Here is a 15,708-nt window from a genome sequence, read left to right on the forward strand (position 1 = left end):
GGCTAAATACGTCCTTCCATGAAGTCGGAGAGAATCGTGCGGAATCGCTCGGCCTGCTCCACCTGGGTCCAGTGGCCGCAGTTGCTGAGCACGTACAGGTCCGCGTTCGGCAGATTCGCGGCCAGGTAGTAGCTGCCCTCCGGCGACACGATGGCGTCGTCCCGACCGTGCACGACGAGGGTTCGGTGGCTGATCTCGGCCAGGACCTCCTCCGGGAACGTCCAGAACTCGCCCGGTGCGAAGGTGCCGAGGTGGGAACGGCGAACATCCTCACGCGCGGCGACGGCGTACCGTTCGCCGGCGATGTCGCGGATGCTCGGGCCGAACGCCTCCTTGTCAGAGACGAACAGCATCAGCAGGTCTTCCATGCTCTGCTCGGACGGGTCGTCGTAGAACGTGACGAGTTTCACCAGCCCCGGCAGCGGCACCAGGCCCGGCATCCCGCCGGACCCCATCAGCACCATCCGCTCGAGACGGTCGGGAATGAGCTGGGCCAGGCGGAGCGAGAACATCCCGCCCATCGAATTACCGACCAGGGTCACGGAGTCCACGCCCAGCTCGTCGAGCATCCGAATCAGCTTGTCGATCCGGAGCGTCATGTTGGGGACGAAGCCCTGCGGGGACGGATCCGGGTGGGTGGAGTCGCCGAAGCCGATGATGTCCGGGGCGATGCAGTGGTACTCCTCGGCGAGGCCGGTCATCAGCGCCTCCCAGTTGGACCGCCCGGACACGCCGGGCCCCGACCCGTGGAGCATCAGGATGACCGGCCGGCCCGGCTGGCCGGATTGGTTGACGCGCATGACCATGTCGTCACCGACCGGCACGTCCGAGACGCGGATGGCCGGGTTGGCCGAGTCGACGTTCACTGCGGTGGCCAGCGGTGCCGTACCGGTGGCCGTCACGGCAGCGTGACCGGCTCGGCCGACTCCGCAGAGCCGACCGCGCGCATGATTCCGGGAGGGTTCGTGAAGTACGCCTCCGAACGGTGGTGACCCCAGATGCTCGCGTCCTCATAGGTACGGCTGGTCCAGTGCAGGTCGTCGACGATCAGGCCGCCGTAGCCGTACTCGATCTGCATGCTCGAGGGGGACGCGACATAGATGGACATCATCAGGTCGTTGGTGTGGCGGCCGAGGGAGAGCAGGATCTCGTCGTCGTCGAACAGGTCGATGCCCGATCCCAGGTCGTCCATGTTCTTGACCTCGAGCATGAGGTGGTTGAACCCGGTGTAACCGGGGGTGTTGCCGATCGCCAGCGAGTGGTGACGGCCGTTGATGTGGTAGAAACGCAGGTTGAACGGACCGCCGATGATGCGGTCGGAGAGCCGGAAGCCGAGCACGTCGACGTAGAACTTGTTGCCCTCGTCCACGTCGGGAACCAGCAGCACGATGTGGCCGAGGCCCTGGGTTCCGGTGACGAAGCCGTCCATCTTGCGGCCGGCGTGGAAGGAATTCGGCTTGGCGCGCTTTCCCCAGACGAATTCGTGCCGGTTGCCCCACGGGTCTTCGATCCAGACCAGGTCGGCGACTTCGCGCTCGGCCACCAGGGCGGCGTCGCCCTGGTTGACCGTGACGCCCTTGAGCTCCAGGTCTTCGACGAATGCGGCGAGGTCGGTCTCGTTTGCCAGTGCCCAGCCGGCGTAGCGGAACTCGTCCTGCTCGGCCGGGTGGATGGCGATGCGGTAGTTGACGTCATCGACGCGGAGGCGGACAGCGCCATCCGCTCCGTCATCGATCATCTGGCAGCCGAGCTTCTTGGTGCCGAAGTCGCGCCAGTCATTGTGACGGGGCGACGCGAAGCCGACATAACTAAGTTCCTGGATCACAGCATTACCTCCGGTGCTTTCGAGTTGAGCAGGGATGCGCCGTAGTACTGGCCGACGGCGTCTGAAACCAGGAAGGCGTGGCCGAGTGCGGCCGTGACGTCCTGGAAGAGTTTGTGGAGCGGGTGGTCGACGAACGCGGTACGTCCGCTGGAGACGCGCAGCAGCTTGTTGACCTGCTGGCCAACCTCCTGGCAGCTCTTGGTGATGTTCCACCGGAGCCGAGCGCGCTCGCCGCGGTCGAGGTAGACGCCCGCCTCGGCGGCCTGGGTGATCGTGTCGATCGCCTCGAACATCTTCTTCACCGCGGCGTCGTGCACCCATTCGGCGTCGGAGAGGTGCATCTGCATGAGGGCGTCGTCGCGGAGGAATCCGCCCCAGTTGGAGCGACGCCCGATGGTCTCCGCCGTCCACTCATCGAGGAAACGACGGGAGAGCCCGAGCACCGGTGCCACCAGCACGAGGTTGAACATGACCGCCCAGGGCAGGCCGTACAGCGTCGACGAATTCGTCTCGAATCCGGGCGGCGGATTTGTCGGGTTGTACTCGTAGGCCGGGTGGGAGAGGAAGCGGTGCTCGGGGACGAATGCGTCGTCCACCAGGATGTCCTTGCTTCCGGTTCCGGCCAGGCCGGCGGTGAACCAGTTGTCGTCGATCGTGTACTGGTCCTTGAGGAGCAGGATGGAGCCGTAGTTCGGGATCTCGCGGCCGCCGCCGAGGTCGAACATGCCGGCGTTGCCGCCGAGGATGACGGCCTGGCAGTGGTCGCTGCCGGACGAGAACGACCAGCGGCCCTTCACCCGGTAACCGCCGGAGACGCGCTCCACCTTGCCGGTCGGCGCGTAGGACGACGAGTTGATGTCGGCCGGGTTGTCGCCCCAGAGATCGTGTTGCGCCTCTTCGGGGAACAGGGCGATCTGCCACGGGTGCGAGCCGACGACGCCGGCCACCCAGCCGGCGGCCGGGGCGATCCGCCCGAGCTCGTACACGTTGGTGAGCTGTTCGCGGAGCGAGACCTCGCCGCCGCCCCAGCGCTTCGGTTGCAGTCCCCGGAGAATTCCGAGGTCCTGCATGGTCTGCCAGGTCTCGGCGGTCAGCGAGCGATCGGCCGTGGCCTGCTCCTCGCCGAGTCGTAATTCAGGCTCCAGCCTGCGTAGATCTTCGACAACGCTCATGCGATGCGTTACTCCCTCGTCGTTGAAAGAAATGCCCGTTACTACTTCTCTGTAGCGGCCACTACAGAGAACTTAGCTGCTGGTCCTCCATTCCGCAAGTGCCGGTTTGTGAGACCAGCACGGATGCCCCGGTCCAAGCGGGCGGGCGGCAGGGCGCCGCCTCGATCGAGTCCGTACGCGGCGGGCCGCGCCTGCCGAATGGGATGCGCCGGCCGAGTGGGATGCGCCCGCGCCGGTGCAGCGTCCCGCCGAACCGAGGTTCGGCGGGTAGGCTCAGAGGCCGATGAACCGCATAACGACTGCCCTGCTTGCCGCGCTCGAGGCGCTTATCGTCGTCGCCATCGGGGTGGGCATCGCCCTGGTTCCGCTCACTGTCCTGTGGGCAACCCACTTCGGGCTGGCGATCGACTGGTTCGTCTCCTGGCGCGCCGCCGTGGACGTCTGGCTGCTCGGCAACGGCGTCGACCTGCTGGTGCAGCTGGACCCGGCCACCGTGGCCGCCCTCGGGCTGCCGGGCGCCGAGGCGCCCTTCTGGATCACCACCGCGCTGCTCGGATTCGCCCTGCTGGCCGTGCTGCTGGGGGTGCGCACCGGCGCCCGCGCCTCGGAGACGCCGCACCCGATCGTGGGGATGGTGGCCGGTGTCGCCACCTACGGGGTGCTCGCCACCCTGCTCACTTTCTCCGCCGGCGACGCCGTGGTGCGCCCCGCCCACGCGCAGGGCGTGCTGTTGCCGACCGGCATCTTCGCGGTCGGAGTGGTGATCGGCGCCGTCGTCGCAGGGGTCCGCCGCGCCGCCCGCACGCCGGAGTCCGCCGGAAGCGGGTCGGGTGCCGGCCCCGGCTTCGGTTCAGCCGTCGGGACTGGAATCGGCTCCGCCCGCGCATCAGGCAGCGGGCCCGGCGCCGGTGACCGACTCGACCCGGTGACCCGGGGCATCCGTCGCCGCTATTTGGCCCTGCCGGCGGACCAGCGCGCCGGCGTGGCCGGGGCGCTCCGCGGTGGCACCGCCGCCGTCGCCGGGGTGATGGCCGCGTCTGGAATCGCCGTCGCGGTGATAATCCTCGCCAACTACGCCACCATCATCGGGCTCTATGAGGCCCTGCAGGCCGGGGTGATGGGCGGGATCACGCTCACGCTGGCCCAGTTGGCGCTGATTCCGAACCTGGTGATCTGGGCGGCGTCCTGGTTCGTCGGGCCCGGTATCGCGGTGGGTGTCGGCACCAGCGTGTCGCCGGTCGGCACCGTGCTCGGCCCGGTGCCCGGTCTGCCCATTTTCGGCGCCCTGCCCCACGGCTCCCTCGCGATCGGCTTTCTCGGCCTGATCGTGCCGGTCGTGGTGGGGTTCGCCTGCGCCGTCGTGATCAGGCAGCGGATGCACCGCCCCGGCATCCCGCAGCCCAGCCTTCGCCTGCAGCTGGCTACCGGACTGGGTATGGGCGTGGTGGCCGGGGTGCTGCTCGGGCTGCTCGCCTGGTGGTCGGCCGGCGCGATGGGGCCGGGCCGCCTCGCCGATGTGGGGCCGAACCCGCTGCTGGTCGGAGCGCTGGCCTTCGTGGAGATCGGGATCGCGGCCTGCGTCGGGATGCTGGCCGGGTATCGGCGCGACCAGCGCTGACGCCCGTCGCGCTGCGGAAATCGCCACGCGCGCATGGCAGGCCCGCAGCGTGAGGCGGAATCGTCAGCGCGTGGTAGAAACCGCAGCGTGAAGCGGATGCGGAAGCCGCAGCGTGAGGCAGAAACGGCAGCGCGTGGCAGAAACGGCAGCGCTGGGCGGCGGCTTCTCCGTCGCGCTGCGGAAATAGCCACACGCGGATGGCGGGCCCGCAGCGCGAGGCAGAAAACGCAGCGTGAGGCGGCAAGCGCAGCATGAGGCAGGAACCTCAGCGTGAGGCGGAAGCCGCAGCGTGAACCGTTGAGCGACCGGCAGCGGACCGAGGGCCCCGCCTCGGGGCACAGCCGCGGACGATAAGCTCAATGGGTGCTGTCACTGGTTGTTCTCATCTCCGGCGGGGGATCCAATCTCCGGGCCCTCCTTGAAGCGTCCGAGGACGCCGAGTTCCCGGCTCGGGTGGTCGCCATCGGCGCCGACCGGGACGCCGACGGCCTCGAGCTCGGCGAGGAGTTCGGAATCCCGACCTTCACCGTCGCCTACTCCTCCCACGCCGACCGGGAAGCCTGGGGCGACGAGTTGCTCGGGCAGATCCAGCAGTGGCAGCCCGACCTGGTCATCCTCAGCGGCCTGATGCGACTCCTGCCCCCGCGCGTGGTCGCCGCACTGTCCCCGCACCTGATCAACACGCATCCGGCCTACCTACCCGAGTTCCCCGGTGCGCACGGTGTGCGTGACGCGCTCGCCGCCGGTGTGACCGAGAGCGGTGCCAGCATCATCGTCGTGGACGAGGGAGTCGACGCCGGGCCGATCATCGCGCAGGAACGAGTGCCTGTCCTGCCCGGCGACACCGAATCCTCGCTGCACGACCGCATCAAGACCGTCGAGCGACGCCTGCTGGTGCAGGCCGTGCTCGACATCGCCAACGGACACGTCAACCTCAAGGAGCACTCGAACGCATGAGCGGCCACACCACCCCAGCCTCCAGCGGCCAGCACCGCGACCGCGATGTCATCGCCGTCAAGCGCGCTCTCATCTCGGTGAGCGACAAGACCGGCCTCACCGAACTGGCCGCGGCGTTGAGCGCGGCCGGAGTGGAAATCGTGTCGACCGGGTCGACGGCGGCAAGCATCCGCTCTGCCGGGTTCGAGGTGACGGATGTCGCCAGCGTCACCGGGTTCCCGGAGTCGCTCGACGGGCGGGTGAAGACCCTGCACCCCGCCGTGCATGCCGGGATCCTCGCCGACCTGCGCCTCGAAACGCACGAGCAGCAGCTGCGGGAACTCGGCATCGCCGCGTTCGAGCTCGTGGTGGTGAACCTCTACCCGTTCGTTGAGACGGTCGATTCGGGCGCGGCACCGGCCGAGGTGATCGAGCAGATCGACATTGGCGGACCCACCCTGGTGCGCGCGTCGGCGAAGAACCACGCCAACGTCGCCATCGTGGTCGACCCGTCGGATTACCCGGAGCTCATCACGGCCGTCGAGGCAGGCGGCACGTCGCTCAGGCTCCGCCAGAAATTCGCCTCGCTCGCCTTCGAGCACACGGCCGGCTACGACCTCAGCGTCTCCGCGTGGTTCACCGAGAACGTCTACGACCAATGGCAGGACGACACCGAATCACTCGGTGAAGACATCATCGAACAGTTCGATGCCGTGCTCGGTTCCTCGTTCGACGCACCCGACGGTGCGATGGCTTTCCCCGACACCCTGGTGGTCGAGGCCTCCCGCGCAGTGGTGCTGCGCTACGGCGAGAACTCGCACCAGGCCGCCGCGCTCTACCTCGGCGACGGCGGCCAGGGCATCGCCCAGGCCGCCCAGCTGCACGGCAAGGAGATGTCGTACAACAACTACGTCGACGCGGATGCCGCGGTGCGCGCCGCGTTCGACTTCACCGAGCCGGCGGTTGCCATTATCAAGCACGCCAACCCGTGCGGGATCGCCGTCGCCGCGGCGAACGCGCCGGACCCGATCGCCTCTGCCCACCGTCGCGCCCACGAGTGCGACCCGGTCTCCGCATTCGGCGGCGTGATTGCCGCGAACCGGGTGGTCACCCTGGCGATGGCTGAAACCATCAGCGGCATCTTCACCGAGGTGCTGGTGGCGCCGGGCTTTGACGCTGACGCGTTCGAACTGCTGAGCAAGAAGAAGAACATCCGGCTGCTGCAGCTTCCGGCCGAGTACCGCCGTTCCGACCTGGAGCTGCGCCAGATCTCCGGCGGCCTGCTGGTGCAGGAGCCCGACACCTTTGCCGGGTTCAGCTCAGAGGGCTGGACGCTCGCCAGCGGCGCCGAGGTCGACGCCGCCACCCGCGCGGACCTCGAGTTCGCCTGGAAGGCGTGCCGCGCGGTGAAGTCGAACGCGATCCTGCTCGCACAGGACGGGGCATCCGTCGGGGTGGGAATGGGACAGGTCAACCGGGTCGACTCGTGCCACCTCGCCGTGGACCGGGCGGGGGAGCGGGCGGCCGGATCGGTCGCGGCCTCCGACGCTTTCTTCCCCTTCGCCGACGGGCTGCAGGTGCTGCTCGACGCCGGGGTGCGCGCGGTGGTGCAGCCGGGCGGCTCGGTGCGCGACGAGGAGGTCATCGCCGCCGCAACCGCGGCCGGCGTGACCATGTACTTCACCGGCGAGCGGCACTTCTTCCACTAGAACGCGGGTGCTGCGGCGCCGGCCGGCCGGCGCCCGGGCCGACTCCTGAGCGTCGGCGGTGGTGCGCGCGGGTTGCCTGCGGTTCCGCGTGTTTCCGGGGCAACGGATGCCGCGGGGCCGGGTTGGTCCTGAATGAGCCACCGGCGAAGCGGTCACCCTGTCGGCCGGTTTCGGTAAATCCTGACGCAGCGGCCGGGCGCGGCTAGTCTGAGGATGACGGCGCATCACAAAATGCGCGCCAACACACCTGCCCACAAGGCCCGCCCAAGGAGAAGTCCCGATGACCATTACGCAACCATCACCGTCGCTGGATGCGCTCGCTTCACTGCCCTTCACCCACGAACGGGTGCTCATCACCACCGGAACCCGTTCCCGACTGACCATCACCGTCGCCGTGCACTCGACCCGCCTCGGCCAGGCGCTCGGCGGAGCCCGCGTCTGGCAGTACCAGAGCTGGACTGATGCGGTAGCCGACGCCCTCCGGCTCTCGGCCGCGATGACGCTCAAGAATGCGGCGGCCGGCCTGACCCGCGGCGGCGGCAAGTCGGTGATCCACCTGCCGATGGGAACCGTGCTCACCGACGAGCAGAAACGCGACGCAATGCTGGACCTCGGCGATGCGATCGAAAGCCTGGGCGGCGCTTACATGACCGCGGAGGATGTCGGCACCAGCGCCGAGCTGATGGCCATCGTCGCCGAACGCACCGCCCATGTCTGCGGCCTGCCCGCGGACCAGGGTGGCGTGGGGGAACCCGCCGACGCGACAGCGGCCGGCGTCTACGCGAGCATTCTTGCCACCCTCGACGTCATCTTCGGCAGCCGTGAGGTCGCGGGGCGACACATCGTCATCTCCGGCCTCGGCCAGGTCGGCGGACGACTGGCCACCGCGCTCGCCAGGGCCGGCGCCACCCTCAGCGTCGCCGACGTCAACCCGGCCAAGCGCCAGCTGGCCGACGAACTCGGCGCCGCCTGGGTCGGCGTCGATGACGCCGTCCGGCTCGAAGCAGACCTGTTCGTGCCGTGCGGCCTCGGTGGGGTGCTCACCGGCCGGGTGATCAGCGAGCTCAACGTGCTCGGCGTCGTCGGGGCAGCTAACAACCAGCTCGCGGACCCGTCCGGCGCCGACCAGCTGGCCGCGCGCGGCATTCTCTGGGCGCCCGACTTCGTGGTCAATGCCGGCGGTGTGATCTACCTGTCGATGGCGTCAGAGCCGAACGCCGACCCGACCGCGATCGCGGCGCGGGTCGACGCGATCGGCGATACCCTATCCACGATTTTCACGGATGCCCACGAGCAATCGATCACGACCCTCGCGGCCGCGGAGCGCCTCGCGTCAGGGCGGCTCGACGCCGCCGTCTAAACGGCCGCGCGCCGCTCGTGCGCGCGCGGCTCGTTGGCGCGCGGCTCGTGGGCAGTGTGATTCGTGCGCCCTGCGGTCGTGCGCACGTAATTCGTCTGCACTGTAATTCATGCCCACGCTGGTTACTTCGGGCCGCGGTTCGTGCGCACACTGTGGTTCCGTCGCGCTGCGGTTTTCTGCACGCGCTGCGGTTTCCTCCACGCGCGTAGGGCAGGCCCACCGCGTGTGGACGATTCCGCAGCGCGAGAGCGCGAGAGCGAGAGCGAGAGCGCGAGCGCGAGAGCGGGCGCGAGAGCGGGCGCGAGAGCGGGCGCGAGAGCGGGCGCGAGAGCGGGCGCGAGAGCGGGCGTGCGGGCGTGCGGGCGTGCGGGCAAGCGGGAGCGCGGGCAAGCAGGAGCGCGAGAGCGGGGGTGCGATAGTCGGCGCGGGCGGGGGCGCGGGTGTGAGCGGGCGCGGCGTGCGAGCGACTCGGGGTGCAACCGAACGTAGGCTGGGGTGATGGACAACGCCGCCGAACCCCGCAAGATCGCCCTCGTCCGCCAGCCGGCTGCCAACCTCGCCGAGGGACTGCTCACCCACATCGAACGCACCACGATTGACGTGGCATACGCGGGCGAGCAGTGGGCGGACTATGTGGCCGAACTCGCGGCGGAGGGCTGGAACATCGTCGAAGTGGCGCCACTTCCCGAGCACGCCGACTCGGTGTTCGTCGAGGACGCCGTGGTGATGTTCGGCGACGTCGCGGTGATCACCAGCCCGGGCGCGGAGAGCCGCCGCGGGGAGACCGAGGCCGCGGAGGCGGCCGTGCGGGAGCTCGGCCTCCGCGTGGAACACCTCGAGTTGCCCGCGACCCTGGACGGCGGCGACGTGCTCAAGGTCGGACGCACCGTGTACGTGGGCCAGAGCCTCCGCACCAATGCCGCCGGCGCCGAGCAGCTCGCAATGATCGTCGGCCCGCTCGGGTACACGGTCGTGCCGGTGCCCGTCACCAAGGTGCTGCACCTGAAGACCGCAGTCACCGCGCTGCCGGACGGGACCGTCATCGGCTACCCGCCGCTGGTTGACAACCCCCGCCTGTTCCCCAAATTCCTGGCCGTGCCCGAGCAGGAGGGTACCGCCGTCGTCGTCCTCGACGAGCGCACCCTGCTGATGTCTGCGGCAGCGCCGCGGACCTCCGCGCTGCTTGAAAGCCTCGGCTACCGGGTGATCGCCACCGACATCTCCGAGTTCGAAAAGCTCGAGGGTTGCGTGACCTGCCTGAGCGTTCGCATCCGCTGATCGCGAAAACGCACTTGTTGGGGTTATGAGGCTCGGATAACCCCAACAAGTGCAGGTTCGCGGAGAATAGCCGAAAGAAGTTCTTGCGTGGGAGTGGTGCCGGGCCGTAAGCTGTAAGGCTGCCTGACCCGGGGGGCACAAGACGATATTCACCGCGCTCAGGAGGCCGACATGACACAGACAGCACAGCTCACAATCCCCGCGATTGCGATCAATGGCGCTGCCTCTGCCCTCGCCGCCCCGCTCGGCAACAGCAGCCGGTTCCTCGCCTAGCGAATCGCCTCCGCAGCCCCGGCTGCACCGCCTCGGCCGCACGGCCGTCAACTGAACTGTGCACGGGACCCGCTCCCGCTTCCCATACTCACTCCTTCAACGGATGCCGTCATGCCGCGTTCGACGACGCCCCCGTTTGATCGACACCTCATTTTCAGGACTGGACACATGACCGCGCTCACCGAGCAGCAACATCCCCCACAACCGGACGCAACGGCGCACCAGCCGGCCCGCCCGAATACGTTCCGCACCCTGCTGCGGTTGTACCCGTACGCCAAACCGGCGATGCCGCGCATCTACCTCGGCATGCTCGCGGCGCTGCTCGCCGGCCTGGTCGCCCTGGCGATCCCGCAGGTGCTCCAGGTGCTGGTCGACGGGCCCCTCTCTGAAGGGGACCCCCGCCAGATCTGGCCCGCGGTGGTCGTCGTGATTGCGCTCGGCGTGGTCGAGGCGATCATGATCGCGCTGCGGCGCTGGTTCGTGCTCACCCCCGGCACCCACGTCGAGGCGCGGCTGCGCAACGCACTGTACGCCCGCCTGCAGGACCTCCCGGTGAACTTCCACGACCGCTGGCCGAGTGGCCAGCTGCTCTCCCGTGCCGTCAGCGACCTCAACCTGATCCGTCGCTGGATCTCGTTCGGGATCGTGCTCCTGGTGGTGAACTTCCTCACCATCGCGATCGGCTTCGTGATCCTGGTCTCGATGAACTGGATCCTCGGCCTCATCTTCCTGGTCTGCTCGATCCCGATCTGGATCTACGGCTACGTGTTCGAGGAGAAGTACTCGGTCATCGCCCGGCGCAGCCAGGACCAGGCCGGCGACCTCGCGACCGCCGTCGAGGAGTCGGTACACGGCATCCGCGTGTTGAAGGCCTTCGGGCGCGGCAAGTACGCGCTGAAGAATTTCGAGTCGCAGGCCGAAGACCTCCGCGGCACCGAGATCGAGAAGGCCCGCGCCATCGCCGGCATCTGGCTCTGGCTGCTGCTGGTGCCCGACGTCGCGTTCGCGCTCTGCCTGATGGCCGGGGTGTGGCTGGCCGGGCAGGGGCAGTTGACCGTCGGCGAGCTGGTCGCGTTCTTCGCGACGGCGACGGTGCTGCGGTTCCCGGTGGAATCGATCGGCTTCCTGCTCTCGATGACGTTCGACACCCGCACCGCGACCGACCGGTTCTTCGACATCCTCGACGCGCCGAACACGATCGTCGACCCGGAGCATCCGCTCACCATCGACCAGCCGCAGGGCCGGCTCACCTTTGAGAACGTGCACTTCCGCTACCACGACTCACCCGAGCGGTTCCCCGACCTGCTTGACGGCGTGACCCTCGAGCTCGAACCGGGGGAGACCATGGCACTGGTCGGGCTCACCGGGTCCGGCAAGTCAACGCTCACCGCGCTGACCACCCGGCTGTACGACGTCACCGACGGAGCGGTGAAGCTCGACGGTGTCGACGTGCGCGACCTCGGCCGCGAGGAGTTGCGCAGCCATCTCGCGATGGCGTTCGAAGACGCGACGCTGTTCTCGGCATCGGTTCGCGACAATGTGCTGCTGGGACGGCCCGAGTTCGCCGAGCCATCGGCCGAAGCGGATGCCGCGCTCACCGAGGCGCTGTCGATCGCCCAGGCAGGTTTCGTCTACGACCTTCCCGAGGGTGTGGACACCATGGTCGGCGAGGAGGGCATGAGTCTTTCCGGCGGGCAGCGGCAACGGCTCGCGCTGGCGCGGGCGGTCGCGGCAGACCCGGCGGTGCTGGTGCTGGACGACCCGCTGTCGGCCCTCGACGTGGACACCGAGGCACTGGTTGAGGCGGCGCTGCGGAAGATCCTGGCCAAGACCACCGCGCTGATCGTGGCCCACCGGCCGTCGACCGTGATGCTGGCCGACCGGGTGGCGCTGCTGCAGGACGGCCGGGTCACCGCGGTCGGGCGGCACTCCGACCTGCTCGCCAGCAACGAGCACTACAAGTTCGTCATCTCCAGCCTGGAAGACGAAGAGCGACGAGAGTCGATGCGAAAGGAGGACTCGCTGTGACTGTGACCGGTGTACAGGGTGAGGAACGACACGACTTCACCAAGGATGAAAGCAGCCAGATCCGCAAGCGCTCGCTGCGCCTGCTCGGGTCCCTGCTCGCGCCGCTCAAATGGCGGGTGGTCCTGGCGATGCTGGTCGTGGTGGTCTCGACCGCCGCGCAGGTGGCCGGCCCGGCGTTGATCGCGTTCGGCATCGACAAGGGGCTCCCGGCGCTGGTGGCGCAGGACTGGGTTCCGCTGTTCGCCACCGGGGGCATCTACCTCGTCACCGGGGTGATCGGCGCGCTCCTGATCGCCTGGTACACGGTGCTCTCCGCGCGGATCAGCCAGGCCGTGCTGATCGACCTGCGAAAGCGCGTCTTCCTGCACACCCAGAAGCTGAGCCTCGAATTCCATGAGTCCTACACCTCCGGCCGGATCATCTCGCGCCAGACCAGCGATCTGGATTCCATCCGGGAGTTGCTCGATTCGGGCATCAACCAGCTGGTGCAGGGCTTGCTGTACATGGTGTTCACGGCCGTCGCATTGTTCGCGATCGACGGCGTGAGCGGCCTGGTGCTGTTCGGCTCCCTGGTGCCGCTGGCCATCCTCACCCGCTGGTTCCAGGTGCGCTCGCAGAAGCTGTTCCGCCAGTCGCGGGTGGCATCGGCGAAGCTGATCGTGCATTTCGTGGAGACCATGACCGGCATCCGCGCGGTGAAGGCGTTCCGCAAGGAGAAACGCAACGAGAAGCAGTTCGGCGCACTGGTGGAGGACTACCGCGACGTCAACGGCCGGGTGATCCAGCTGTTCGGGATCTTCGACCCCGGGCTGGTGCTGATCGGCAATGTGACGGTGGCGCTGGTGCTGCTGGTCGGCGGGTTCCGGGTGGTCGACGGCCAGCTCGCGATCGGTGCGCTGCTGGCGACGCTGCTGTACACCCGGCGCTTCTTCGACCCGATGGAGGAGATGGCGATGTTCTACAACTCCTACCAGTCGGCGGCGGCGGCGCTGGAGAAGATCTCCGGCGTGCTCGAGGAGCGCCCGGGGGTGCCGGATCCGCTGAAGCCGGTGGATCTCTGGGAGGCCAGCGGGCAGGTGCGGTTTGTGAATGTGCAGTTCGCCTACCGGGCCGACCGCGTCATCCTGCCGCATTTCGACCTGGAGATCCCCGCGGGGCAGACCATCGCCCTGGTCGGATCCACCGGGGCCGGCAAGTCGACGCTCGCCAAGCTCATCTCCCGGTTCTACGACCCGTCGGACGGCCGGGTGCTGCTCGACGGCATCGACCTGCGCGACCTGCACCCCAAGGACCTCCGCCGGGCGATCGTCATGGTGACCCAGGAGGCGTACCTGTTCAGCGGTTCGGTGGCCGACAACATCGCCATCGGAAAACCGGATGCCGGCTTCGACGAGATTGTCGCGGCGGCGCGTGCCGTCGGGGCGCACGAGTTCATCGAGGGCCTGCCGAACGGGTATGACACCGACGTGAACAAGCGGGGCGGGCGGGTGTCCGCTGGGCAGCGCCAGTTGATCTCGTTTGCCCGGGCGTTCCTGGCGAACCCCGCGGTGCTGATCCTCGACGAGGCGACCTCCTCGCTCGACATCCCGAGCGAACGCCTGGTGCAGGAGGGGCTACAGACGCTGCTCTCCGACCGCACCGCGGTGATCATCGCGCACCGGTTGTCGACGGTGGCGATCGCCGACCGGGTGCTGGTGATGGAGCACGGGGTGATCGTCGAGGACGGCACCCCCGAGGCGCTCATCTCCGGCACCGGGCGGTTTGCGCAGCTGCACGCGGCCTGGCGGGATTCGCTGGTGTAAGCATCCGTCGCCAGGCACGCGAGAACGCACTTGTTGGGGTTATGCGGGCCGCATAACCCCAACAAGTGCAGGTTCGGCGCGAAGGGCCAGGGCGGGAGCCCTATGTTGGTGGCATGGACAGTTCTGCGCCCGACCCGGCCGCGCCCGAAGCGGATGCGACGCCGCTGGACCACCGGACCCTCGCTGTCGCGCTCCTGGACATCGCCTCCGACGTGCGGCGGAAGTCCCTGGAGGGCACCGGTGTCCGGCCGCTGTCGAACGGGCTGCTGGAGATCCTGCGCGTGATCGAGAACCACCCCGGCATCACGGTCGCCGACCTGGCGTCCCGGCTCGGCCGGCAGCTCAGCAACGTCAGCGCCCAACTCCGCGAACTCGTCGCACTCGACCTCGTCACCCGGACCCGGGAAACCTCCGATAGGCGATACGTCACGCTGCATCCGACAGCGGAAAGCCTGCGAATCAAGACCCTGCTCGAGGCGGCCTGGGCCGGCGCACTCTCGGCGGCGACCGCTCGACTCTCACCGGGTGAGCAAGCCCACATCCAGGCCAGTCTGCCGGCCCTGCAACGTCTCGCCGCGATCATCGGGGAGCCGGAGTAGCCGGCTCCCCGTCCACTCACACGGGCGGCACGGTGCGGGGCGGCCGTACGCGCGCTCGGCGCGCCCGAAATGGCGTGGCGCCACCGCCAAGGCCGTCGCGCCACGCCGTTTCGGGGGCGCCACGAGGTTTCGCGGGCACCGTGCGGGTCGGTAGCACCGCGCGGGTCCGTAGCACCGCGCGGGTGGGTAGCACCACGCGGGTCGGCGACGCCACGCGGTTTAGGGTGCGCCGACGTGGGCGGGTCTACCCCGGTGACCAGCGAGCGGATGCGTAGTCGACGCGGTAGTCATCCGTTGTCGCCGACCCGGTGAGCGGGGTGTCCTCGGCGCGATAGTGCGCCAGGGCGCGCTCCTCGTGGCAGACCGGAGGGTGTCCGCCGGCGCGGATGACGCGCCACCAGGGCACATCAGTCCCGTAGCGGGACATCACCTGCCCGACCACGCGCGCGCCGCGGGAGCCGAGCACGGCCGCGACGTCGCCGTAGGTCATCACCCGTCCGGGCGGGATCTGCGCCACGATGTCGAGCACGTCCTCGACGAAGGAACGCTCCCGCGACAGGGACATGGACTGGACCTCCCTGGCCGTCGCTACAGCTCCAGCGCGCCGATGATCTCGCCGTACTGGGTCTCGCCCACGTCGGTGAACCCGATGCGGTGGAAGAACGCCTCTGGGCCTTCTTCGCCCGGTTCCCAGATCACCGTGATGCGGTCGAACCCACGCTTCTTGGCTTCCTCGGCGAGTGCGTGCGCGGCGAAGCTGCCCACGCCCTTGCCCTGCACCTCGGCGTCGACGTTGATGCGCCAGATGCAGGCCCGCAGTTCTTCCTGCGGGGAGTCGGGGTCGAAGTTGCCGTGGATGAAACCGACCACCCGGTCGTCGAGCAGCACGACGCGCTGCCAGGAGGTGGCGGGATTGATCGTGGCGGCGGCCACGGAATACGTGACCGGCGCGATGAACTGCTCCTGGCCGGGCTTCAGGCTCAAGCTGTTGGCGGCAGCGATATTGCCGGCGGATAGTTCTTCCAGTCTCAGGTCACCCATGGGAACAGGCTAACGTGCCACCGGGCCCGTTGGTAGTCGGGCTTTGTGCGGACCCGCCTGGCCCGAA

Annotated in this window: 13 protein-coding genes; 8 read left to right on the forward strand and 5 right to left on the reverse strand. The window is 68.7% G+C overall.

What is annotated here, in order from left to right; all coding sequences use genetic code 11:
* Positions 1–2 precede the first annotated feature (2 nt).
* Genes AB4Y94_RS14345 through AB4Y94_RS14355 form a run of 3 tightly spaced genes read right to left on the reverse strand, consistent with a single transcriptional unit; the run spans position 3 to position 2,997 of the window.
* A complete protein-coding gene (locus tag AB4Y94_RS14345; RefSeq protein WP_441728558.1) occupies positions 3–902 on the reverse strand; it encodes an alpha/beta fold hydrolase in 900 nt (299 codons plus the stop codon).
* Complete coding sequence (locus tag AB4Y94_RS14350; RefSeq protein ID WP_441728559.1) at positions 899–1,825, reverse strand: VOC family protein; 927 nt, start codon at positions 1,823–1,825, stop codon at positions 899–901. The genes AB4Y94_RS14345 and AB4Y94_RS14350 overlap by 4 nt, the downstream gene beginning before the upstream one ends.
* Positions 1,822–2,997, reverse strand: coding sequence for an acyl-CoA dehydrogenase family protein (locus AB4Y94_RS14355; protein ID WP_441728560.1), 1,176 nt, complete (start codon positions 2,995–2,997; stop codon positions 1,822–1,824). Before AB4Y94_RS14355 ends, AB4Y94_RS14350 begins: the two co-directional genes overlap by 4 nt.
* Before the next feature lie 283 nt (positions 2,998–3,280).
* Here AB4Y94_RS14355 and AB4Y94_RS14360 point away from each other — a divergent pair, with 283 nt between their 5' ends.
* From AB4Y94_RS14360 to AB4Y94_RS14395, 8 genes are all read left to right on the forward strand, one after another.
* Positions 3,281–4,615, forward strand: a complete 1,335-nt coding sequence (locus tag AB4Y94_RS14360; protein ID WP_441728561.1) for a cell division protein PerM — start codon at positions 3,281–3,283, stop codon at positions 4,613–4,615.
* 363 nt (positions 4,616–4,978) lie between these two features.
* Positions 4,979–5,572 carry a phosphoribosylglycinamide formyltransferase gene (gene purN, locus AB4Y94_RS14365; protein WP_441728563.1) on the forward strand — a complete coding sequence of 198 codons (594 nt, stop codon included), beginning with the start codon at positions 4,979–4,981 and terminating at the stop codon, positions 5,570–5,572.
* A complete protein-coding gene (gene purH, locus AB4Y94_RS14370; RefSeq protein ID WP_441728564.1) occupies positions 5,569–7,260 on the forward strand; it encodes a bifunctional phosphoribosylaminoimidazolecarboxamide formyltransferase/IMP cyclohydrolase in 1,692 nt (563 codons plus the stop codon). Before purN ends, purH begins: the two co-directional genes overlap by 4 nt.
* A gap of 280 nt (positions 7,261–7,540) precedes the next feature.
* Entirely contained in the window at positions 7,541–8,620 is a 1,080-nt protein-coding gene (locus AB4Y94_RS14375) for a Glu/Leu/Phe/Val dehydrogenase dimerization domain-containing protein (RefSeq protein WP_441728565.1), read from the forward strand.
* A 498-nt stretch (positions 8,621–9,118) separates the two neighbouring features.
* On the forward strand, positions 9,119–9,898 hold the full coding sequence (gene ddaH / locus AB4Y94_RS14380) for a dimethylargininase (RefSeq protein WP_441728566.1): 780 nt from the start codon (positions 9,119–9,121) through the stop codon (positions 9,896–9,898).
* Positions 9,899–10,339: 441 nt separating this feature from the next.
* Complete coding sequence (locus tag AB4Y94_RS14385) at positions 10,340–12,199, forward strand: ABC transporter ATP-binding protein (RefSeq protein ID WP_441728567.1); 1,860 nt, start codon at positions 10,340–10,342, stop codon at positions 12,197–12,199.
* Positions 12,196–14,001, forward strand: a complete 1,806-nt coding sequence (locus AB4Y94_RS14390; RefSeq protein WP_441728569.1) for an ABC transporter ATP-binding protein — start codon at positions 12,196–12,198, stop codon at positions 13,999–14,001. Before AB4Y94_RS14385 ends, AB4Y94_RS14390 begins: the two co-directional genes overlap by 4 nt.
* Before the next feature lie 113 nt (positions 14,002–14,114).
* Entirely contained in the window at positions 14,115–14,600 is a 486-nt protein-coding gene (locus tag AB4Y94_RS14395) for a MarR family winged helix-turn-helix transcriptional regulator (RefSeq protein WP_441728570.1), read from the forward strand.
* Positions 14,601–14,844: 244 nt separating this feature from the next.
* Here AB4Y94_RS14395 and AB4Y94_RS14400 read toward each other — a convergent pair whose 3' ends face one another.
* Positions 14,845–15,165, reverse strand: coding sequence for an MGMT family protein (locus tag AB4Y94_RS14400; protein WP_441728572.1), 321 nt, complete (start codon positions 15,163–15,165; stop codon positions 14,845–14,847).
* Between the two features lie 23 nt (positions 15,166–15,188).
* Entirely contained in the window at positions 15,189–15,641 is a 453-nt protein-coding gene (locus tag AB4Y94_RS14405) for a GNAT family N-acetyltransferase (RefSeq protein WP_441728574.1), read from the reverse strand.
* Positions 15,642–15,708 lie beyond the last annotated feature (67 nt).

The sequence above is a fragment of the Glaciibacter sp. 2TAF33 genome, assembly GCF_052114945.1.
Classification (GTDB): domain Bacteria; phylum Actinomycetota; class Actinomycetes; order Actinomycetales; family Microbacteriaceae; genus Cryobacterium.